19 protein-coding genes, 4 tRNA genes and 1 pseudogene are annotated in these 19327 nt (G+C 60.0%); 9 read left to right on the forward strand and 15 right to left on the reverse strand.

Annotated features, from left to right (window positions below; translation table 11 throughout):
* Window position 1 precedes the first annotated feature (1 nt).
* Window positions 2–556, reverse strand: coding sequence for an HIT family protein (locus tag HMPREF1531_RS10620; protein WP_016669960.1), 555 nt, complete (start codon window positions 554–556; stop codon window positions 2–4).
* A complete protein-coding gene (gene thrS / locus HMPREF1531_RS10625; protein ID WP_016669961.1) occupies window positions 556–2592 on the reverse strand; it encodes a threonine--tRNA ligase in 2037 nt (678 codons plus the stop codon). Before thrS ends, HMPREF1531_RS10620 begins: the two co-directional genes overlap by 1 nt.
* Window positions 2593–2885: 293 nt before the next feature.
* Here thrS and HMPREF1531_RS10630 point away from each other — a divergent pair, with 293 nt between their 5' ends.
* Window positions 2886–3800 carry a hypothetical protein gene (locus HMPREF1531_RS10630; RefSeq protein ID WP_016669962.1) on the forward strand — a complete coding sequence of 305 codons (915 nt, stop codon included), beginning with the start codon at window positions 2886–2888 and terminating at the stop codon, window positions 3798–3800.
* 116 nt (window positions 3801–3916) lie between these two features.
* On the opposite strand, the gene HMPREF1531_RS10635 is transcribed toward HMPREF1531_RS10630, so the two are convergent.
* The 3 genes from HMPREF1531_RS10635 to HMPREF1531_RS10645 all read right to left on the reverse strand — a co-directional run bounded on the left by HMPREF1531_RS10635 (window position 3917) and on the right by HMPREF1531_RS10645 (window position 4186).
* Window positions 3917–3991: transfer RNA gene (locus tag HMPREF1531_RS10635), tRNA-Val, on the reverse strand.
* 1 nt (window position 3992) lies between these two features.
* Window positions 3993–4063, reverse strand: a tRNA-Cys gene (locus tag HMPREF1531_RS10640).
* 50 nt (window positions 4064–4113) lie between these two features.
* A tRNA-Gly gene (locus HMPREF1531_RS10645) sits at window positions 4114–4186 on the reverse strand.
* 148 nt (window positions 4187–4334) lie between these two features.
* On the opposite strand from HMPREF1531_RS10645, the gene HMPREF1531_RS10650 reads away from it, so the two are divergent.
* Window positions 4335–4406: transfer RNA gene (locus tag HMPREF1531_RS10650), tRNA-Val, on the forward strand.
* 428 nt (window positions 4407–4834) lie between these two features.
* Window positions 4835–5614: a sirohydrochlorin chelatase gene (locus HMPREF1531_RS10655; RefSeq protein WP_016669963.1), complete on the forward strand. Its 780-nt coding sequence runs from the start codon at window positions 4835–4837 to the stop codon at window positions 5612–5614.
* A gap of 6 nt (window positions 5615–5620) precedes the next feature.
* Here HMPREF1531_RS10655 and HMPREF1531_RS13065 read toward each other — a convergent pair whose 3' ends face one another.
* A complete protein-coding gene (locus tag HMPREF1531_RS13065) occupies window positions 5621–5965 on the reverse strand; it encodes a hypothetical protein (RefSeq protein WP_016669964.1) in 345 nt (114 codons plus the stop codon).
* 37 nt (window positions 5966–6002) lie between these two features.
* Window positions 6003–6253 (reverse strand): annotated as a pseudogene (locus HMPREF1531_RS14455) (polyphosphate kinase 2 family protein); the annotation flags it as partial.
* A gap of 322 nt (window positions 6254–6575) precedes the next feature.
* Between HMPREF1531_RS14455 and msrB the strand changes: the two are divergent.
* From msrB to HMPREF1531_RS10675, 3 genes are read left to right on the forward strand one after another with little or no spacing between them, the layout of a single operon-like run.
* Window positions 6576–7004, forward strand: a complete 429-nt coding sequence (msrB, locus tag HMPREF1531_RS10665; protein WP_016669965.1) for a peptide-methionine (R)-S-oxide reductase MsrB — start codon at window positions 6576–6578, stop codon at window positions 7002–7004.
* Between the two features lie 54 nt (window positions 7005–7058).
* Window positions 7059–7649, forward strand: coding sequence for a DUF3000 domain-containing protein (locus tag HMPREF1531_RS10670; RefSeq protein ID WP_198011044.1), 591 nt, complete (start codon window positions 7059–7061; stop codon window positions 7647–7649).
* A complete protein-coding gene (locus HMPREF1531_RS10675) occupies window positions 7650–8900 on the forward strand; it encodes an HRDC domain-containing protein (protein WP_016669967.1) in 1251 nt (416 codons plus the stop codon). It begins immediately after the preceding gene.
* 32 nt (window positions 8901–8932) lie between these two features.
* On the opposite strand, the gene dxs is transcribed toward HMPREF1531_RS10675, so the two are convergent.
* On the reverse strand, window positions 8933–10813 hold the full coding sequence (dxs, locus tag HMPREF1531_RS10680; RefSeq protein WP_016669968.1) for a 1-deoxy-D-xylulose-5-phosphate synthase: 1881 nt from the start codon (window positions 10811–10813) through the stop codon (window positions 8933–8935).
* 253 nt (window positions 10814–11066) lie between these two features.
* On the opposite strand from dxs, the gene HMPREF1531_RS10685 reads away from it, so the two are divergent.
* Complete coding sequence (locus HMPREF1531_RS10685) at window positions 11067–11351, forward strand: hypothetical protein (protein ID WP_156860257.1); 285 nt, start codon at window positions 11067–11069, stop codon at window positions 11349–11351.
* A 60-nt stretch (window positions 11352–11411) separates the two neighbouring features.
* Here the strand turns inward: HMPREF1531_RS10685 and acnA are convergent, their stop codons facing one another.
* Window positions 11412–14087 (reverse strand): aconitate hydratase AcnA, encoded by a 2676-nt coding sequence (gene acnA, locus HMPREF1531_RS10690; protein ID WP_016669970.1) that lies wholly within the window; start codon window positions 14085–14087, stop codon window positions 11412–11414.
* Between the two features lie 443 nt (window positions 14088–14530).
* On the opposite strand from acnA, the gene HMPREF1531_RS10695 reads away from it, so the two are divergent.
* Window positions 14531–14818: a DUF4342 domain-containing protein gene (locus tag HMPREF1531_RS10695; protein WP_016669971.1), complete on the forward strand. Its 288-nt coding sequence runs from the start codon at window positions 14531–14533 to the stop codon at window positions 14816–14818.
* Between the two features lies 1 nt (window position 14819).
* Here HMPREF1531_RS10695 and HMPREF1531_RS10700 read toward each other — a convergent pair whose 3' ends face one another.
* The 5 genes from HMPREF1531_RS10700 to dut form a co-directional block, all read right to left on the reverse strand.
* Window positions 14820–15020 (reverse strand): DUF6767 domain-containing protein, encoded by a 201-nt coding sequence (locus tag HMPREF1531_RS10700; RefSeq protein WP_036897764.1) that lies wholly within the window; start codon window positions 15018–15020, stop codon window positions 14820–14822.
* A 69-nt stretch (window positions 15021–15089) separates the two neighbouring features.
* Window positions 15090–15881 carry a class I SAM-dependent methyltransferase gene (locus tag HMPREF1531_RS10705; protein ID WP_016669973.1) on the reverse strand — a complete coding sequence of 264 codons (792 nt, stop codon included), beginning with the start codon at window positions 15879–15881 and terminating at the stop codon, window positions 15090–15092.
* Between the two features lie 128 nt (window positions 15882–16009).
* Entirely contained in the window at window positions 16010–17158 is a 1149-nt protein-coding gene (locus HMPREF1531_RS10710) for a class I SAM-dependent RNA methyltransferase (RefSeq protein WP_016669974.1), read from the reverse strand.
* A 7-nt stretch (window positions 17159–17165) separates the two neighbouring features.
* Window positions 17166–17897 carry a DUF3710 domain-containing protein gene (locus HMPREF1531_RS10715; RefSeq protein WP_016669975.1) on the reverse strand — a complete coding sequence of 244 codons (732 nt, stop codon included), beginning with the start codon at window positions 17895–17897 and terminating at the stop codon, window positions 17166–17168.
* Between the two features lie 61 nt (window positions 17898–17958).
* On the reverse strand, window positions 17959–18414 hold the full coding sequence (dut, locus tag HMPREF1531_RS10720) for a dUTP diphosphatase (RefSeq protein WP_016669976.1): 456 nt from the start codon (window positions 18412–18414) through the stop codon (window positions 17959–17961).
* Window positions 18415–18578: 164 nt separating this feature from the next.
* Between dut and HMPREF1531_RS10725 the strand changes: the two genes are divergently transcribed.
* Window positions 18579–18863 (forward strand): DUF4235 domain-containing protein, encoded by a 285-nt coding sequence (locus tag HMPREF1531_RS10725; RefSeq protein ID WP_016669977.1) that lies wholly within the window; start codon window positions 18579–18581, stop codon window positions 18861–18863.
* A gap of 76 nt (window positions 18864–18939) precedes the next feature.
* Here the strand turns inward: HMPREF1531_RS10725 and HMPREF1531_RS10730 are convergent, their stop codons facing one another.
* Window positions 18940–19236, reverse strand: a complete 297-nt coding sequence (locus HMPREF1531_RS10730) for a DUF4193 domain-containing protein (protein WP_016669978.1) — start codon at window positions 19234–19236, stop codon at window positions 18940–18942.
* Window positions 19237–19327: the final 91 nt, after the last annotated feature.

A 19327-nucleotide genomic window follows, 5' to 3' on the forward strand; every position in this document is an offset into this window, starting at 1 on the left:
CTCAGGCCTCGTCCCATGCCCCGGCGAATATCTCCCGAGTCTGTCCAAGCAAGAATGGGACGGCCTTTGTCTGTCCGATGATCGGCAAGAAATTCGAGTCCCCCGCCCATCTGGGCACCACATGCTGGTGGAGGTGTGCGGCGATCCCGGCGCCCGCGATCGATCCCTGATTCATGCCGAGATTGAAACCAGCTGGTTGTGACACCGCCGAGATCATCCGGATGGCCTTGCGGGTGAATGCGGTCATCTCGGCCGCCTCCTCCTCGGTGGCATCGATGTAGGCGGCAACATGGCGGTATGGGCAGATCAGCAGATGGCCCGGGTTGTAGGGGTAGAGGTTGAGCACGGCAAAGACGTGTTCGCCGCGGGCCACGATCAATGCTTCGGCATCGTCATGAGTCGGCGACACACAGAACGGACACCGGACATCGTTGTGTTCCGTGGGCCGGTTCTCCCCGGAGATATAGGCAAGCCTGTGGGGGGTCCATAGCCGCTGCAATCCGTCGGGGATCCCGGGATGGTCCTCGAACTCGTCGACCGGAATAAAATCGGCCATCAGGCCTCGGCCTCCGCTTTCGGGTCGTCGTTGCGGCGCGAGCCCACCCACTCGCAGATGAACTCGATGGCTTTGTCGATGGGTACCCCGTTGCGCTGGGATCCATCCCGGAAACGGAAGGAAACGGTGTCTGCCCCGGCATCGGTTTCACCGGCGATCAGCATGAAGGGAATCTTCTGCCTCTGCGCGTTGCGGATCTTCTTTTGCATCCGGTCGTCGGAAGCATCCAGCTCAGTACGCACGCCCCGCGCCCGTAACCGATCCAATATCGAGGCCAGGTAGTCGTCGAAGGCGGAGGCCACCGGAATACCGACCACTTGGACCGGGGACAGCCATACCGGGAAGGCCCCGGCGTAATGCTCGGTGAGCACGCCGATGAACCGTTCCACCGAACCCAACTTGGCTGAATGGATCATTACCGGCCTCTGGTGGGTGCCGTCGGATGCGACGTATTCCAGCCCGAAGCGCTCCGGCTGGTTGAAGTCGTACTGGATCGTCGACATCTGCCAGGTGCGCCCGATGGCGTCGGTGACCTGTACCGAGACCTTCGGGCCGTAGAAGGCAGCACCGCCCGGATCGGGTACCAAGTCGAGCCCTGTTGAGTGGCAGACCTCCTCCAAGATACGCGTGGCGGTCTGCCAGTCCTCATCGGAGCCGATGAACTTGCCCTTCCTGGCCCCGTCTTCATCCCGGGTAGACAGCTCCAAGTAAAAATCGTCGAGACCAAAGCCCGCAAGGATCGATAGAAAGAAGTTGATCTGCTTGTGGATCTCCTCGGCGGCCTGCTCCGGGGTGCAGTAGGTGTGTGAGTCGTCCTGGGTGAAGCCGCGCATGCGGGTGAGACCGTGCACCACTCCGGATTTCTCGTAGCGGTAGTCGTGCCCGAGTTCGTAGAACCGCAACGGCAGCTCCCGGTAGGAACGACCGCGCGACCTGAAGATCAGGTTATGCATCGGGCAGTTCATGGCCTTGAGGTAGTATTCTTGGCCCACCTTGGTGATATTGCCCTCGGTGTCCCGCTCCTCATCGGCGAGCATCGGGGGAAACATCGTGTCGGCGTAGTAGGGCAGGTGGCCTGACGTATGGAATAAACCACCCTTGGAAATCTCGGGGGTGTGCACGAAGTCGAAACCGAACTCGATGTGGCGCTGGGTCACATAGCTCTCGATCTCATGGCGCAGGATGCCACCCTTGGGATGAAAGACCACCAGACCTGGGCCGATCTCCTCTGGGAAGGAGAAGAGGTCAAGTTCGGTGCCCAGCCTGCGATGATCGCGTTTAGCGGCCTCCGCCATACGGGTCTGGTAGGCCTTGAGGTCTTCCTTGGTGGCCCATGCGGTTCCGTAGACTCGTTGCAGGCCTTGATTCGCTTGGTTACCGCGCCAATAGGCGGCTGAGGTTTTGGTCAGGGCGACCGCCTTGATGTAGCCGGTGTGCGGAACGTGGGGGCCGCGGCACAGGTCATACCAAGCAACCTCCCCGTTGCGCCGAACGTTGTCATAGATGGTGAGTTCCTGCCCACCAACCTCGACCGAGGATCCGTCATCGTGAGATCCACCCTTGTCGGAGATGAGTTCGAGCTTGAAAGGCTCATTGGTCTCGGCAGCCAGGGCCTCTGACTCGCTAACCACCCGACGGACGAAGCGCTGCCTCTCCCTGATTATTGCCTGCATCTTCTTCTCGATGGCCTTCAGATCCTCAGGAGTCAACGGATCGACCATGAAGTCGTAGTAGAAACCGTCGGTGATCGGCGGCCCGATGCCCAGCTTGGCATCAGCGAACAGGGATTGCAGGGCTTGGGCTGTGACATGGGCCGCAGAGTGCCTGATGATGGTCAGGCCCTCCTCGGAGGTGCTGAGAATACGTGCCACCTGATCGCCGTCGTGCAATTCGGTGGCTAGATCGACGGTGATCCCGTTCACTTGCATGGCGACGACGGTCAGATCGTCGCCGAACAGGTCGAGGCCCGTGGCCCCCTTGTCCACCTCCTTCGAGACCTGCGAACCATTGGCGAGGAGGACTACGGACACTGACACGTCAATTCCTTTCGGCGGCATACCTGGCCGCACGCATCGTCGTTCCCGTCATCCGACGGGAACAGTTCGACGGGCGAACACCCACCATTGTGCCTCAGATCCACCCCAGTGGCGCATTCTTACCAGCCCTCGTGGTGCGCAACTCCAATCCTCTGCCAAGGAACCAGGACGACGATCACCAGCAGACCGTTGCATTCCCACGAAGGACGAATTCCTGGAGCCCACTACCACGATCGAGCCTGGCCGTCGCAGGATGCGCGAACTGGGTTCCCGACGGATGCTAGACATGATGCATGAAGCGACTCATCCTGATGGCAGCCGGTCTCACCGTCGTCTCGGTGCTGGCAGCGTGTTCTCCCGTCAACAACGGCGACTCCACCCCCAGTCCGACCCCCGAGGAGCAGTCCTTCTCCCAGCTGTGGGATGAGTTGGTATCACAAGCCCAGCTCACCCAGATCTCCGGCTATGAGATTGCCATGCAAGACGGCACTCGTGTGGTGTCCGCCACGGTCATGGAGGGAACTACGCTCACCACCCACCGTTTGGTCGCTGGCAACAAGGTGAGTTCTGCGGTCAATCAGGGGCCGGCGACGGCCGTCGGCCCCACCTGGGCAGCCGATCAGGTGGACGTCCTCGTAGAGGAGTCCCGGCTGGCCATCAACGGCTGCCAGAACCCCGCGGTGCGATTCACTACCACGATCCTCGGCAGTGCAGTCTCCTACCAGAGTTGCGACATGAAGCCAGTACCCAATTCAATGCAGGTCAACGGGCAGCAGATACCGGCCAGCTTCGATCCCACGGTCCGGGAATCCTGGGATGACCTGGTTGCTTATCTAGCTGTGTTGGCACCGCAACAGTTGAAGATCGGGCATGCCAGCGGCGTGCTGACCAGCATCGGCGTTCCCACTGCCCAGCTCGCGGACGGCAGTTCCTGCAATGCGGTGCTGAGCGTTGGGGTTCCCGGCTCAGATCTGGCCCCCTATTCGGTCTCCTGCGCTCAGGACACCCCGAGCGGTGCCGGACAGCCATTCTCCCTTGCCGGATACGATCTTGACGCCATTTATGGAATGGTGGCTAAGGCGACGAACAATGAGCCGGGAGCCTTGGCGACGGTCACGATCACATCGGGCGATGGGACGAAGATCACCGTGTCCATGACCTCCAACAATGGAACCGATCCAGTGACCCAGACTTTCGACCCGAAATGACCCTTACCGGGGGATGCGAACGTTTATCCCGGGTGTGCTGACCACTCGGGACAAACGTTCGTCGCGGCGTTGAATAACCTAGTGAAGCGAAGAAACTGACCGTGCTAGCCGGTGGATGGTGGGCGATACTGGGTTCGAACCAGTGACCTCTTCCGTGTCAGGGAAGCGCGCTACCACTGCGCCAATCGCCCGAGGTGGGTACCGGATTTGAACCGGTGTAGACGGATTTGCAGTCCGTTGCCTCGCCTCTCGGCCAACCCACCACACGGAGAATTCTGCGTGTGAGCCGCGGCCTTACGCAAGACCCTCTCCGAGCGGACGACGGGATTCGAACCCGCGACCCTCACCTTGGCAAGGTGATGCTCTACCAGCTGAGCCACGTCCGCATTGCACCTACCGAAGCTTTGCTCCGTTGTAACGCAAGGAAGAACTTAGCGGGGGTCGTCGCTTCTTGCAAATCGGCATCACAGCGATCCGTGACGGAAGCTGGAGTTGTCGCCTACTCGAACCATCCGCTATGTTTGTCCCTCGCAGGGGCGATTGGCGCAGTGGTAGCGCGCTTCGTTCACACCGAAGAGGTCACTGGTTCGAACCCAGTATCGCCCACTCTGGTTACTTTCAGCCTCTCCCATCCACGTCGAGTATCGTCTTGCCTCCAGCATCCCTCGGAAATCAGGCTATGTGCGATGTTTCCCCATCCATCGATGCATCCGACCAGATATAGATTCCCGACACTGTGGCTTGATCCACCCAGGCAGCATCCCAGCCAGACCATCACTACATCCACGATTCGGACTAGTGTCCACGCATCGATCACGGGATGACACAACTTTCCGCACCTTGACCTCTTCTTTGCCTCTTCTTGCCACAATTACACGCTGACTGGCCGCCTGTTGCAAGAAAACATGGCGAGATCTTGTCTCACTATACGGTCATTCGGCTTGCACTGGCCAGCGGATCGACGGAGGATTGAGCAGCAACGCGGCAAAGGCGCCGAGCTTCTGCACACGACGATGGAAGAAGGTGGGCGCACGATGACTGCACCGGCGATGATTTTGTTCGCGGAGGGCTCTGAGGACCCGAAGGTTGCCTCCGTCTTTCATACCCTGCGCCGCGAGATGCAGTCGGCGCATCCCCACTTGGAGATCCAGCTCGCCTTTCTCGGGGGAAATCACCCCACCGCCCAGCAGGTCGTCTCAACCCTTGCCCACCGCGGCGCCCAAGAGGTCGTATTAGCCCCTATGGATGTCGCCAGGGTATGCGAGGCCTCCGAAGCCATGCAGGCCACCTACCAGCAGCTCTGCACTCTTTACCCCAAACTCAGGTTCGCCATGGCCCGGCCAATCGGGCCTGTCAGTGAATTACTGAATGTCGTCGATGCTCGCCTGCGGAGCGCCCTGAATTCCATCCGTGCCACTGAACTCGACGCCTTGGTCCTGTGCGCCCCGAGCGCAGGTGATACAAGAGGAAATGCACTCATCGCCCGTCGCGCCCGGCAGTGGTCTTCCCACCACAAACTGCCCACGCTCGTCGCCCACGCCGACGGACGAGGAGCTGACGTGGCCGCGGCCATTGCATCCCTGCGATCGACCGGCCGCCGATCAATCGCGGTCGGTTCTCTGCACATCGCAGCCGACCAGTCCTACCGGGCGCAGGCTGAGATCGCCTTGGCCAGCGGGGCAATCGCCGTCAGCGCCCCGTTGGGTGCCGACGTGCGCATCGCAGAATTGGCCATGGCCCGCTACGCCTTCGCATCCATGGATATGGTCGCAGCTCTCATCGGTGAGGATCTTGATACGGCCGAGGTCATCTGAGTCCTGTCACCGGGTACGGATTCGGTCGGGTAAGTTCTCGGGCAGTGCCGAGACCCGGTGTCTCTCGGTCTCCACATCGAAACTCGGCGCGGGCCAGCCGAGATCCAATGAGCCGAGTGCTTCGACCAAGAGCTTGGCGACCACCCAGCTTCGGTACCACTTCCGGTGGGAGGGAACCACGTACCACGGCGATGTCTTTGTGTTGCATCTGGTCAAAGCGATGTTATAGGCGGCGACGTAGTCGTCGAAACGCTTCGCGACATCGACATCCTCCGGGTTGTACTTGTAGTACTTTTCGGGATGAGCCAACCGCTGGGCAAGACGCTGGTTTCTGCTCCGCCCGCGAGACATGGAGATAGCACTTGATGATGCGAGTTCTGGGCGCCGTAACCATCGACTCGAATTCGTTGATAACATCATAATGTCGCTCGATTTCTTCCGGAGGCGCCATTTGTTCAACCCGCTGGATGAGGACGTCCTCGTAGCGCGATCTGTCGAAGACGCCGATCATGCCCGGGCCGGTAGTTTCGGTTCGATGCGCCACAGGAAGTCGCGTGCGCGTTCCTCGGCAGTGGGTACTTTGAATGATGCGATGTGCATCTCCTGAGGGTCGACCTGCCCGACTACATGGCGGATCACTCCTCTTTTACCCGAGGTGTCCAGTCCTGCAGGATGAGCAGCACCGACGGGGCCTGATATCTCATGGAGAGCCCACTCGCATGTGGAGATTGCTGAGCATTATGCCAAGATCTTCCAGCATCTTGGGGGTCCTTCTTGCTCGTATCCTTGGGTAGTCCGGGAATGGCCTCAGATCAATGGCCTGTATCGACGGGAGCGACCGGGCAACGCAGCAGGGACGAGATGTTGTTCTTCATGACTCAAGTATCAGTGATCCAGCGGTGATCTATCAGTAATCCGGGCTCCGATGTGGCACATAGACTGGCCGGAGAAAGGAGCACACATGACGAAACTTTTTCCCGGGAATGGGCGTTTCTTCTTGTCAGACGAGCAATGGCGGGAGTACCTGTCGCCCGAGGAGTTCCACATCCTGCGTGAGGCCGGGACGGAGGCTCCCTTCACCGGTGAGTACACCGATACCACCACCGACGGGGTCTATTCCTGCCGGGCCTGTGGGCATGAGCTATTCCGTTCCGAGACGAAATTTGCCTCCCACTGCGGGTGGCCCTCGTTCTTCGCTCCCGTGGCAGAGGAACAGGTCAGGTATCTGGATGATGACTCGATCCCCGGGCGCCCGAGGGTTGAGGTGCGCTGCGCCAATTGTGATTCTCACCTTGGGCACGTCTTCAAGGGTGAGGGTTATGACACCCCGACGGGTCTGCGGTACTGCATGAACTCGGTCTCTCTCACACTGACACCTGACGAAGACTGATTCCGACCGGCGCGCCACTGCGGATTCCTCGCTCGGAGGCCATATGCTCAAAGTGTGGTTTCTGAGCTGGGAAGTCTTGTGGGACGAGGTCGTTTCGACGATCTCGTGTCCGTCGTCGAGAACTTCGGCTGGCGCAAGGAACTGTCGGTGGAGAGGATTCCCGCACCCCAGAGGATCGCCCCCCATTCCGTGGCCATCGAGGCAGATGTCATCATCAACAAGAACCAGGAACTGGGCACCGGTCGGTTGATCATCCTGCATGATCCCGCAGGCAATTCTTCGTGGAGTGGCACCCACCGATGTGTCTCCTTCGCCAGGGCGGATGTGGAGGTGGAAATGGTCACCGATCCTCTGCTTGCCGAAGTGGGGTGGACATGGTTGATCGGCTCTCTCGAGCACGCGGGAGCTGATCACCACGACGTATCGGGGACGGTCACCGCCGTGTCGTCTCGATGTTTCGGTGACTTGTCCGGGGAACCCGACCGGGCCGAGGTCGAGATCCGCGCATCCTGGACACCGGAGGTCACCGAACCCGAGGACATCGCATCCCATCTGCGAGCTTGGCAGAACCTGCTGTGCACCACCACCGGCCTGCCTCAGCTTCCCGAGGGCGTTGTTCCTCTGACTAGCAGAATTGCTCGCTGAATGACGGTCGACGCGGCCTCTGGACTGCCGACGCTGACCAAACCGGCCGACGGCGTTCCCGATGTCACCGATAATCCACACACTTGGCGGGTAACCCTCAACGAATTAGCGAATGGGTCGGGCCCGATCGCGATTGATGTCGAACGTGCTCAGGGATACCGGTACTTGAGCAAGGCCTATCTGCTCCAGTTGAAGCGTCACGGTGCGGGAATCCACCTCGTTGATCCAGTGGCCTTAGAGGGTCCCGGTGAAGCGGTGGCCGATCTCACTGAGCTACAGGAGATCATCGGTGACCAGGAATGGATCCTCCACGCTGCCACCCAAGACTTGCCGAATCTGGTCGAGCTCGGGTTGCGGCCTAGCAAACTCTTCGACACCGAGTTGGCCGGTCGCCTGCTGGGGCTGGAACGAGTCGGTTTGGGCTCCATGGTGGAGGCCTATTGTGGGGTTCATTTGCTGAAGGAGCATTCGGCTGTTGATTGGTCGAGGCGTCCGATGCCCGAGGATTGGTTGGCCTATGCCGCTCTCGACGTCGAGTTGCTTCATGAACTGCGTGATCACCTGCTCACTGAACTCATTAATACGGGCAAACAGCGTTGGGCACGCGAAGAGTTCGACCATCTGTGCCGTTGTGCGCTCACCGAACGTCCGGCGCGGCCTGATCCATGGCGCAAGACCTCGGGATGTCACCAGGTGAGGTCCCGACGCGGATTGGCCTTGGTGAAGCAGCTGTGGACGGTGCGGGAACGGATAGCCGAACGAACCGACACCGCTCACGGAAAAATCCTGCACGACAAGGCCATCACCGAACTTGCGTCCATGATCACCCGTTCCCATCCGGAAGTTCCCGGTGTCGCCGCCCTGCGGCGCATTGATGGGTTCAAGCGGCGCCGAGCCAGAGCCAATGAACAGGCGTGGCTTGAGGCCATGGACGAAGTGGCAGATATGCCGGAGGCCGATCTGCCACCGATGAAGCGACCTTCCGAGGGCGTTCCGATGCCGCGCAACTGGGAGCGATTACGTCCCGAGGCCCATCAACGCTGGGAGGCGGTGCGTCCCGCGATTGTCACCCTGGCCGAGGAACTGCGCCTGCCCGTGGAGAACCTGATCTCCCCGGATTCGCTGCGCCAAGTGCTATGGGCCCCGGAGAGTACCGAGGATGCAGGGATTGCGACTCAACTCGAGGGTCTTGATGTGCGCGCCTGGCAGCGGGAACTGGTGGTTCCGATCATCCTGGCCGGCATCTCCTGAAGTGGTGTGAGTGGTATCTGTGCCCTTCGATGCTAGCCGAGTTCTCTCGCACTCGCTGTGGTGAGGATCTGCTCCGCGATAGTTCTGGCATCCAGGCCGATTTCGGCGAGCACTTCGGCGCGGGTGGCAGCTGGCAGATACCGCGAAGGAATGCCAAATTGTCTGGTAGGCGTGTTGATTCCGGCTTCGTCCATCGCGATCCGCAGCTGGGACCCCAGCCCACCGACCACGAGATTGTCCTCAATGCTAACCACCAGTCGTGGGCCGCTAGTCATGGAAACCAGCGCAGGATTGACCGGCAACCCCCACACCGGGTCAACCACCATCGTCGGGATATCACGCCCTTCCAAGATCTGGGCAACTGAAAGAGCCGTCGAGCACATCGCGCCCCAGGCTACGACCAACACCTGTGGATCTGTTGCATCCCAGATTATTTCGTTGCCTCCCTCGGTGCGGATCTCAGGGATCGGTGCAGGCAGCGGATCCTTCGAATAACGAATGACGGTGGGGGCATCATTGATGCTCACCGCATTTTCCAACGCCTCGGCTAGCCGCTGCTCGTCGCGTGGGCTGGCCAAGTGAATACCTGGCACGATTCCGATCAACGAAACGTCCCAAACACCGTTGTGGGAGGGACCGTCAGGACCGGTAACCCCGGCCCGATCAAGGACGAAGCTCACCCCAAGCTGGTGCATTCCGACATCCAGCAGTAGCTGATCGAAGGCTCGATTGAGGAACGTCGAGTAGACCGCGACTATCGGGTGCAGACCTGCCGCGGCCATTCCGGCAGCCGATGCGACGGCGTGCTGTTCGGCGATGCCGACGTCGAAAACCCGCTCGGGATATCTGTGGGCAAACTCCCCCAAGCCCACCGGATGCAGCATGGCTGCAGTGATCGCGACGACCTCGGGATGTGCTTCCGCTATGTCCACCAAGTGCCGGGAGAAGGCCTTGGTCCAAGTAGTGGCGGTGGAATTTGATAAAGGTCGTCCGGTGCGGGCATCGATCCGCCCGACAGCATGGAAATGATCCGCCTGGTCGGCTTCGGCGGCCTCGTAGCCATGGCCCTTCCGAGTGACGGCGTGCACGATAACCGGGCCACCGTATTTCTTTGCTTGCCCCAATGCCTCGACCATCATCTGCACGTCATGCCCGTCGACTGGGCCGAGGTACTTGATGCCCAAATCACCGAAAAGTTCCTGGCGGGCGAGAACATCTTTGATTCCGACTTTCATACCGTGCAGCAGATCATAGGCCTGCTGGCCGAAGGGAGCCCGCTTGACTTGATGCTTGAGATTGTCCAAGGCGAGTTCGTAGCGGGGATCGGAGCGGATGGCAGATAGCCTGCGCGACAGCCCGCCCACCGTGTGCGCATAGGAACGACCGTTGTCATTGACCAGGATAACGATCGGCAGGTCGTCATCGACAGCGATATTGTTGAGTGATTCCCAGGCCATCCCCCCGGTGAGAGCTCCGTCACCGATGACCGCGATGACCACCCGGTCGTTCTCTCCACGTAACCGGAACCCACGGGCTATTCCCTCGGCCCAGGACAGCGAGGTCGTAGCGTGCGAGTTCTCCATCCAATCATGCTCGGATTCGGCCCTGGACGGGTAACCTGATAGGCCATCTTTCTGGCGCAGAGTATCGAAGCGATTGGCGCGGCCGGTCAGGATCTTGTGCACGTAGGACTGGTGCCCGGTATCGAAGATGATCGGATCGTGTGGGGAATCGAAGACCATGTGCAGGGCCATGGTGAGTTCCACCACACCAAGATTAGGTCCCAGATGCCCGCCAGTGTTGCTGACGTTGTCAACCAGGAATGCCCTGATCTCGGCTGCCAACTCGGGTAGCAGTTCGCGATCCACCTTCCGCAGATCGGCTGGTTGGTTGATCGTCTCCAGCAAGGACATGCCCACAAGCCTATCTGGTATCGCGGGTGCTGGCAGCACCGATATACCCGGTCGGGGATGGTGGCCAGCCAGATCAGGCTCACGAGTGCAATCCCCAGCGTCGGTCCACGCATCCCGTGTCGTGCGTTGATTCTTGCAGCCGAGCACCAGCTCTGCTGTCGTTGCACGACACCAACAGATCACTGACTGTTGAAACGCTTGCGGAGTGCGTATGGTGGACTTGTCCATGGACGCGAGGTGGTCAGGGGATCTGATGAGCGATGTCTTCAGCATCTTCATGCCGGGTGCTGCGCACTGGGAAAAGGTGAAACAGGTCGAGAAAATGCTCCTCATCGACGCTGAGCAGGGTGGCGAGGGGCCGAAGCCCGTAGATCTGGATAACGGGTTCTTCGTACTCACCGACCGCACCGGAACCGCGACGCAGACCTCCACCGATATCGGCAATCCGAACCGGGTGCGCTCGACCACCGAGGTGGAAACCGATTCGCACACCGCTGCCGACGACCTGGGAGCCCTGCCGATCATCGACCAGCAGTAAGCCAACAGGACGACGGAGGCAGATGGGCTTCAGCTTGCCAGTTCCGTCATTAAATGCCAGTCAGGCGTTTTTCAGGCTGCGCAGCACGTACTGCATAATGCCGCCGTTGAGGTAGTAGCTGCGCTCTCCAGGAGTGTCGATGCGGACGATGGCCTCGAAGGTGGTCACCTTTCCCTCAGGAGATGTCGCGATGACGCTCAACGTCTTGGGTGTCACCTCCTGGTTGAGCCGGGTGATCCCGACGATGTCGAAGATCTCCTCACCGCTCAGTCCCAGGGTGTCGGCGTCTTGGCCTTGCGGGAACTGCAGGGGCAGCACGCCCATGCCGATCAGATTCGATCGGTGGATGCGCTCGTAGGATGCGGCGATGACTGCCTTGACCCCCAACAACATGGTGCCCTTGGCGGCCCAGTCACGCGAGGAACCCGAGCCATACTCCCTGCCTGCCAGGATCACCAGCGGTACCCCGGCCTCCCGGTACTTCTCGGACGCCTCATAAACGGTGGTCACCGGCCCGCCATCGGTGGTGAAATCCCTGGTGAAACCACCCTCGGTTCCGGGCGCGATCTGATTGCGCAGGCGGATATTCGCGAAGGTCCCCCGGATCATCACCTCATGGTTACCGCGGCGGGAGCCGTAGGAGTTGAAATCCTTGCGATCTACCCCGTGCTCGGTCAGGTAGCGGCCTGCTGGCGAATCTTCCTTGATCACCCCAGCCGGGGAGATGTGGTCGGTGGTCACCGAATTCCCCAGTTTGAGCAGCACCCGGGCGCCCGTGATGTTGGTGACTGGTGCGGGGCGCTGGGGCATCGCATCAAAATAGGGCACCTTGCGCACATAGGTGGAATCTTCGTCCCATTCAAAGATGTTGCCCGCCGGGGTGGGCAGGCTACGCCATCGCTCGTCACCGGTGAACACGTCAGCATAGGAATCCGCGTACATCCTCGCATTGATGGCCGATCCGATAACCTCCTCGATCTCGGTGGGGGTGGGCCAGATATCGGCCAAGAAAACCTCTTCTCCCCCGGCACCGGTGCCAATTGGGTCGGTGGTGATATCGATGTCCATGGTTCCTGCGATGGCATAAGCAACAACCAGCGGCGGTGATGCCAAGTAATTCATCTTCACATCGGGGTTGATTCGCCCCTCGAAGTTGCGATTGCCTGACAGCACCGAAGTGACGACGATCCCGTTGGTGTTGGCAGCGGTGGACACCTCGGGAATCAGCGGACCAGAATTTCCGATGCAGGTGGTGCATCCGTAGCCGACGGTATCGAAGTCCAACTCTTCGAGGTACTTGTTGAGGCCCGATTCGCGTAGATAGGAGGTAACTACCTGGGAGCCCGGAGCCAGTGTGGTCTTCACCCACGGCGCCCGCTTGAGACCCTTCTCAACGGCCTTCTTGGCCACCAGTCCGGCGGCCACCATGACCGAGGGATTGGATGTGTTGGTGCATGAAGTGATCGCGGCCACACCCACCAGACCATCGGCCAGTTCGACCGATTGCCCATCGATGGTGGTCAGAACCGAAGCGCCGGGTGCGGCCGACTGGACGGGTAACGCTTCAGCGAAGGCCTGCTTGGCTGCGGACAGCGCGATTCGGTCCTGGGGACGTTTCGGTCCAGCGATTGATGGGACTACCTCGCCAAGATCCAGTTCTAGATATTCCGAGTACTCGGGGGTGGCGGAAGGATCGAACCAAAGTGCCTGAGCCTTGGCATAGGCCTCGACGAGTGCCACTTGGGTTTCGTCACGCCCGGTCAGTCTCAGATAGTCGAGGGTCTGGTCATCGATCGGGAAGACTGCAATGGTGGAGCCATACTCCGGGCTCATATTTCCGATAGTTGCCCGATTGGCCAGCGGGATCGCTGATACACCGGGCCCGTGAAATTCAACGAATTTTCCGACGACGCCGTGGGCACGCAGCCTGTCAGTGATGGTGAGTACCAAGTCGGTGGCTGTCGCCCCCTGGGGCAGTTGCCCGGTAAGTTTAAAACCGACGACTCGCGGGATGAGCATAGAAACGGGCTGGCCCAGCATGGATGCCTCCGCCTCAATACCACCCACTCCCCAGCCGACCACGCCCAGACCGTTGACCATAGTGGTGTGTGAGTCGGTACCAACACAGGTATCTGGGTATGCAGTCAGTTCACCGTCGTCAGTCATGCGCGAGAAGACGACCCGTGCTAAGTGTTCGATGTTGACCTGGTGAACTATACCGGTGCCCGGGGGAACCACCTTGAAGTCGTTGAAAGTATTCTGGCCCCATCGCAGGAACTGGTAGCGCTCGCGGTTGCGTTCGTACTCGATGTCTGTATTGGTACGAAGTGCTGCCGGGGTACCGAAGGCCTCTGCGATCACTGAATGATCGATGACCATTTCCGCAGGCGATAGCGGATTGATTCGCGCGGGGTCTCCCCCGAGTTCGGCCATTGCCTCACGCATGGTGGCCAAGTCGACGATACAGGGCACACCGGTGAAATCCTGCATGATCACCCGCGCTGGGGTGAACTGAATCTCATGATCGGGCTCGGCATCGGCTACCCAGTTGCCCAGGAAGGTGATGTCCTCATGGGTGATGTTGGCTCCGTCCTCGGTGCGCAGGAGGTTCTCCAGGAGAACCTTCAGCGAGTACGGCAGGCGCTCATGCCCAGGCACCGCATCGATTCGATAGTAGGTGTAGAAGGTCCCGTTGACCTCGAGAACGTCCTTTGCCCCAAAACTGTCGATACTCACTCAGACTCCCGTCGATATTGTCTTGACATCAAACTATCATTGGTTCGGCCTGTACCCCATTACTTCGGGAGAAGGTGTGCCTGAGTGCATCGCACTCATACCAAGGTCTCGGCCTGGCGGAGTACGGGCAGCGTAAGACATATCGATAGATAGCACATCCCTGAGAAGCCCGGGAAAGCCGAAGACTTCGTGGTGTGTGTTACTTCGGAACGCCAATCGGCAAGATGTTGTACCGCATCACAGCAGACCAGCCGCTGCTGACACAGGCGTCCACCTCAACGGGACCCAAGATCTGTGGCCGCAGAAACTGCTGCGCATCAAGATCGTGGATGCTGCAAGCTCCTGCGCCCCTCCCGATGTTCCCTGATCCCTGCCCCCGGTTCACCCCGGATCTGGGGTGTATATCGGTTGGTCGTCCTTCTGATCCCGGATAACGTCAGTACATGGTCAACGACAGCTTTCAATCCGACAGTGGCGAATACCGCTCCCCTAAAGGTGGCCAGAACTTCAACTCGGCGATGAAACAGTTCTTGGTGACGGGCAAGACCAACAAGCAGATGGTTCTGCGGGACAACAACGGCAAGGAACTGTTCGACATCCCCATCACGTGGGGCGTCGCAGCGGGTGTTGTGGGGTTCATCGTAGCCCCTGCCATCACCTGTCTCGCCGTCGTGGCGGGTTACCTCATGAAGTGGCGTATCACGACCTATGACAAGAACTACAAGAACTAATCTACGGCTTCTTGTCGTTCCTTTCGTGCCGGTTACGGGTGCGCTTCAACTGCTCGGCATACAGTTCGCGTAGTTCGGGGTCATCCATCACCAGGTAGACCAGCCCGCAGTTGTGCGGGCCGTCGGCTCCGGGCTGGCACAGCGAACAAGGGTCGCCCGGACGCAGCGGACAGCGAGCAGCAGACGGCTTCTTGTGCTTCATGATGCGTCGAACAATACGCCCACATGCGTGACGAGGACACTGGTTCACCCACCGACGGTCCTCGTCACATCATTTGGTCCCCATCAACAGCCCCGATCCGCTCAGCAGCAGTGTGTGCGCCTCACATCGGCTCATGAACGTCCCATCAGTGGTGTCGGTGAACTTCACCTGTGCACAGCCTGCCTTCCTCAGCCTGTCCACCAGCACATCAGGGTCTCCGTACTTGGATACCGAGAAGATGTCATGGATCACGAAGGTCCCGCCTTTTCGCAGCACCCGCAGGGTTTCCAGGATGATTATCAGCCGGTCATTGGCGGGGATGTTGTGGTAGCAATAGTTGCTTGTCACCGCGTCGAATGATTCATCGTCAAAGGGCAGTTTCCGGGCGTCTCCCCGCAGGAAACTAGTTCGCGCTGAGACCCCCTCAGCCTGGGCGTTATGCTCACACAGCGCTTGACTGAAGGATGCGTACTCGGCGCCCCATCTGTCTATCCCCATCACTTGGGCCCCGGGGTTGCGCTTGGCACAGGCGATGGACAGCGCGCCACTACCACAACCGACATCAAGGATCTTACCGCCAGCACCGGTCTCCACTCGAGCCGACACCCCTTCGATGATCCGCTTGGCCAGTTGCCATTTCCCGGTCCAAGAAAAGGCATTGTACATTCGCACCAGAACCACCACTGCAAACAGAAGAACTACTAGCAGCAGGATCAACGAACCGAACAGGATCTTCCCCACCGCGCCGGTCGCGACACCGGCTGCCGATACACCCACCAGCAGCACAGTAATGGCTAAAGCTCCGGTACCCACGCCGATGATCATTCCCGTAGGAACCCAGTTCTTGTATTCAGCCTCCATGGCTCATCTCCACTCAGATCTTCAGCCGACAATGGTGAAACGGTCATCAGTCATTCTGTGAACCAGGCGGTTCCTGACCCATCCTGCTCGGTTGGCGCCTGCTCGTCTAGGGTCCTCGGGATGAGTCCTCAGATCTGCTGGTTCACCAGTAGTGCCACGCATTCCACATGATGGGTCATCGGAAACAGGTCGAGGGCGCGCAGGTCGGCAAGTCGGTAGCCGTGATCGGCGAAGGTAGCCAAGTCCCTAGCAAGGGCTGCCGGGTCACAGGCGACATAAGCTATCGCGCGGGCTCCCAGATGGGACAGGTGACGTACCACCTTGGCACCGGCACCGGAACGAGGTGGGTCCAGCACAATGAGATCAACATATCGGGGCAGGGTAGACAGCAGACGTTCGGTCGGTCCCACCCGGAATCTTGCCTGCGGCACGTTGTAGCGCGCCATGGCGATGGTTGCGCGACTAATCTCGACCCCAATCACCTGGCATCCCTCGTCGACGAGACGACCAGCGAATAGACCGACCCCGCAGTACAGATCGAGGGCAAGCTCGCCCGGAGATGGTTCCAGCATATCGACGACGGCATCAGTGAGCGCTTGTGCAGCGCTCGGGTGAACTTGCCAGAATCCGTCGGCGCGTACCCGGTATCTCCTGCCCGATACCGTTTGGGTTACCTCTGGTGCTCCGCTGAGGCAGTAGCCGGAGCCATCGATGACGCTGATCCCGGAGTCTGCGACGATGACCTGGATCTCCCGGTTACGTTGAGCATGGTGAGCGGCGGCCCATCTGCCGTTGGGATGGGCAATCGCGCAGCCAACATCGCTCAGGTCAACCATCTGATCGGACCGCCAAGCACGCAGACCGAACCGGCCCTCATCGGTCAGATAGCGCATCCGGGTGCGCCACCCCAGACCGTCGGATTCTCCGGGAGCAGCCTCCACCTGTACATTGCGGTCGATACCTGCCAACCGGTGCAATTGCTCGGCGACGACTTGTGCCTTGAGGTCGCGTTGACGGTCGAGGGCGATGTGTTGGAAAGCGCATCCGCCGCACACTCCAGCCACCGGACACGGTGAGGCCAGTCTATCCGAGGATGCCTCAATGACCTCTGCCACCTCACCCCACCAGAAACGGGGTTTCGAGTCGTCGGTGATCCGCACTCGGACTATCTCCCCTGGTATTCCGTGGCGCACGAACACGACTCGCCCGTCAATGTGCGCGACACAGTGCCCGCCATGGGCGATCGGGCCCAGAACAAGAGGACCGATGTCGGTCACCGGAAGGTCAGCCCTTGGCCGTGGTGGCTGCGGCCTCTAGGGCTGTGGGAAGAGTCATCGGGATCAGATCGCCGGGGACCTTGGGTGAGGAATCCCGGCGTACGACAGTGTTGGCGAAGAATTCGTAAAGCATCTCGGTGGGCCCATCGATTCCTGAGACCTGCCCAGCTTCGCCCATGACGACCCCACGTAGCAACCAGCGTGGCCCCTGGGCGAACCAGGTGCGTGACACGTGGACCGCATCGTTTCCCTTGGAATCCTTCAGCGGAACTGCGCGTCGCACCTCGGTGCCGAAGGGGCCTTCCGCCAGGGCGACCCGACCCCCGTGGGACTGGGTAGTTGTCACCATTTCGTCACGTACATCGCCGACCATGGAGGTATGCGCTGGGGCTGCGAACAGGGCAATTTCGATGGCAGAGTTCTCGTACATGACCAAGGCGGCCTGAACCTGCTGGGTCTTCTGGTCCACTTGGAGCTGTAACTGCATCCCATCAAAGGGGGTCAGAACCACGCAGCCGAAGTCAAGTCGCTCGATCTCATCGGCATCCAAGTCGACCTCCTCGATATCGAAGGGGCCCTCCGAGCGCCAGTCCCGGCTCACATCAAGGGCCGCCCACTTGTCGGTGGGTTCGTCGAGTTCTGCCTCACCGGCCTCTACCTCGTCCTCGTCCAGTTCGTCGAGCGTCTCGGGATCCGGTTCCACGACGGATTCCTTAGCGCGCTTGCGACGGCCAAACATCACGTTGTCTTCCCTTCTTCGGTATCTACAGCCTATCCTCCAGCGTTCGCTGCCCCACAACTCAGCACCAACTGGCGACCCCACCGCTGGAACCGTAGCCACCGGTCCCGCGCTGGGTATCGTCGAGGACGTCAACCTCAATGAAGTTCACGGTCTCTACTCGCTGGATGACCAACTGGGCAATCCGGTCACCACGCCGCAGTTCAATGGCAGCTTTCGTGTCGGTGTTGATCAGGCAGACCTTTAGTTCACCACGGTAGCCAGCATCGATGGTACCCGGGGTGTTGACAATGGTCAGACCGTTTCTGGCTGCGAGTCCCGATCGGGGAAGGACGAAACCCGCATAGCCGGTGGGCAGGGAAATGGCTATGCCGGTGGGTACCAACTGCCGCCGACCAGGAGCCAGGACGATATCAACGGTGGTGAATAGATCGACCCCGGCGTCCAGGGCATGGGCGTAACTGGGCAGTGGCAGGTCCTTGTCGAGCCGCAAGATCCGAACAGTGATGTCATTCACCCGCCCAAGACTAGGTCAGCCGGTCGTCCCATGATCCCTCACAGTGACAAGCCCTCTACGACCAGGGATGGCCCAGACCAACCGGCCACAATGATCTCGTGCCCGTGGATGATTCATATCGCCTCCCAGTCACCGCAGCTACCCAACTGATCTAGGATGACATCGTGAGCAAAGACCAGATCCAAGCATCGTCGCTGGGAAACAAGATCGCGGCTGGCGTCCTGGGCGCGGTGACCACGATGATCGTCCAGAAACTCATCCACGCCTCGTGGAAGACCATCACTGGCACTGAGCCGCCAGACCCCGAGGACATGGAGGTATCGACCGCTTCCGTGGTGACCTGGACCGCTGCCTCTGCCCTCGGCGTTGCTGTTGCCCAAGTCATCATCCGTAGGTTCACTCTGGGAAAGTGCGCAGAACTCATCAAGAAACGAATCGACACTCTCTGATTGCGACACACGCATGACGAATGGGGGCTCCCACTGGTCGGTGAGAGCCCCTATTCGTGTTTCTTGCGCGGAGGTTTCAGACGCAGTCGACGCAGTACCCGATCCCGTCACGGGTCTCCGCCAACTGGCTGGAGTGCTTGACCAAGAAGCACGACCCACAGGTGAACTCGTCTGACTGCTTGGGAAGGACCCGAACCGTCAACTCCTCGTGCGAGAGATCGGCCCCGGGAAGCTCGAATGCCTCCGCGGCCTCTACCTCGTCCTCGTCCACCTGGCCCGATGCCTTGTCATTGCGACGATTCTTGAGCTCCTCGAGGGAATCCTCGCTGGCATCTTCCTCATTCTTGCGAGGGGCGTCGTAATCAGTAGCCATTTCGCCCTTTCATCACGTCTCGATGACTTGGCCGCACCAGATCCTGCCGTTCGATGCGACGAAGCTTGTTGTACCATACCGGCACAAGGCT

This window comes from Propionibacterium sp. oral taxon 192 str. F0372 (assembly GCF_000413315.1).
Taxonomy (GTDB): Bacteria; Actinomycetota; Actinomycetes; order Propionibacteriales; family Propionibacteriaceae; genus Brooklawnia.

Bases quoted from the DNA above. Each gene is read 5' to 3' on its own strand.
- HMPREF1531_RS10630 (WP_016669962.1), top strand. From the start codon at position 2,886: ATGAAGCGACTCATCCTGATGGCAGCCGGTCTCACCGTCGTCTCGGTG.
- HMPREF1531_RS10685 (WP_156860257.1), top strand. From the start codon at position 11,067: ATGAGCGATGTCTTCAGCATCTTCATGCCGGGTGCTGCGCACTGGGAA.
- dxs (WP_016669968.1), bottom strand. From the start codon at position 10,813: ATGTCCTTGCTGGAGACGATCAACCAACCAGCCGATCTGCGGAAGGTG.
- HMPREF1531_RS10695 (WP_016669971.1), top strand. From the start codon at position 14,531: ATGGTCAACGACAGCTTTCAATCCGACAGTGGCGAATACCGCTCCCCT.
- HMPREF1531_RS10675 (WP_016669967.1), top strand. From the start codon at position 7,650: ATGACGGTCGACGCGGCCTCTGGACTGCCGACGCTGACCAAACCGGCC.
- HMPREF1531_RS10620 (WP_016669960.1), bottom strand. From the start codon at position 556: ATGGCCGATTTTATTCCGGTCGACGAGTTCGAGGACCATCCCGGGATC.
- HMPREF1531_RS10655 (WP_016669963.1), top strand. From the start codon at position 4,835: ATGACTGCACCGGCGATGATTTTGTTCGCGGAGGGCTCTGAGGACCCG.
- HMPREF1531_RS10700 (WP_036897764.1), bottom strand. From the start codon at position 15,020: ATGAAGCACAAGAAGCCGTCTGCTGCTCGCTGTCCGCTGCGTCCGGGC.
- HMPREF1531_RS10715 (WP_016669975.1), bottom strand. From the start codon at position 17,897: ATGTTTGGCCGTCGCAAGCGCGCTAAGGAATCCGTCGTGGAACCGGAT.
- HMPREF1531_RS13065 (WP_016669964.1), bottom strand. From the start codon at position 5,965: ATGTCTCGCGGGCGGAGCAGAAACCAGCGTCTTGCCCAGCGGTTGGCT.
- HMPREF1531_RS10705 (WP_016669973.1), bottom strand. From the start codon at position 15,881: ATGGAGGCTGAATACAAGAACTGGGTTCCTACGGGAATGATCATCGGC.
- msrB (WP_016669965.1), top strand. From the start codon at position 6,576: ATGACGAAACTTTTTCCCGGGAATGGGCGTTTCTTCTTGTCAGACGAG.
- HMPREF1531_RS10730 (WP_016669978.1), bottom strand. From the start codon at position 19,236: ATGGCTACTGATTACGACGCCCCTCGCAAGAATGAGGAAGATGCCAGC.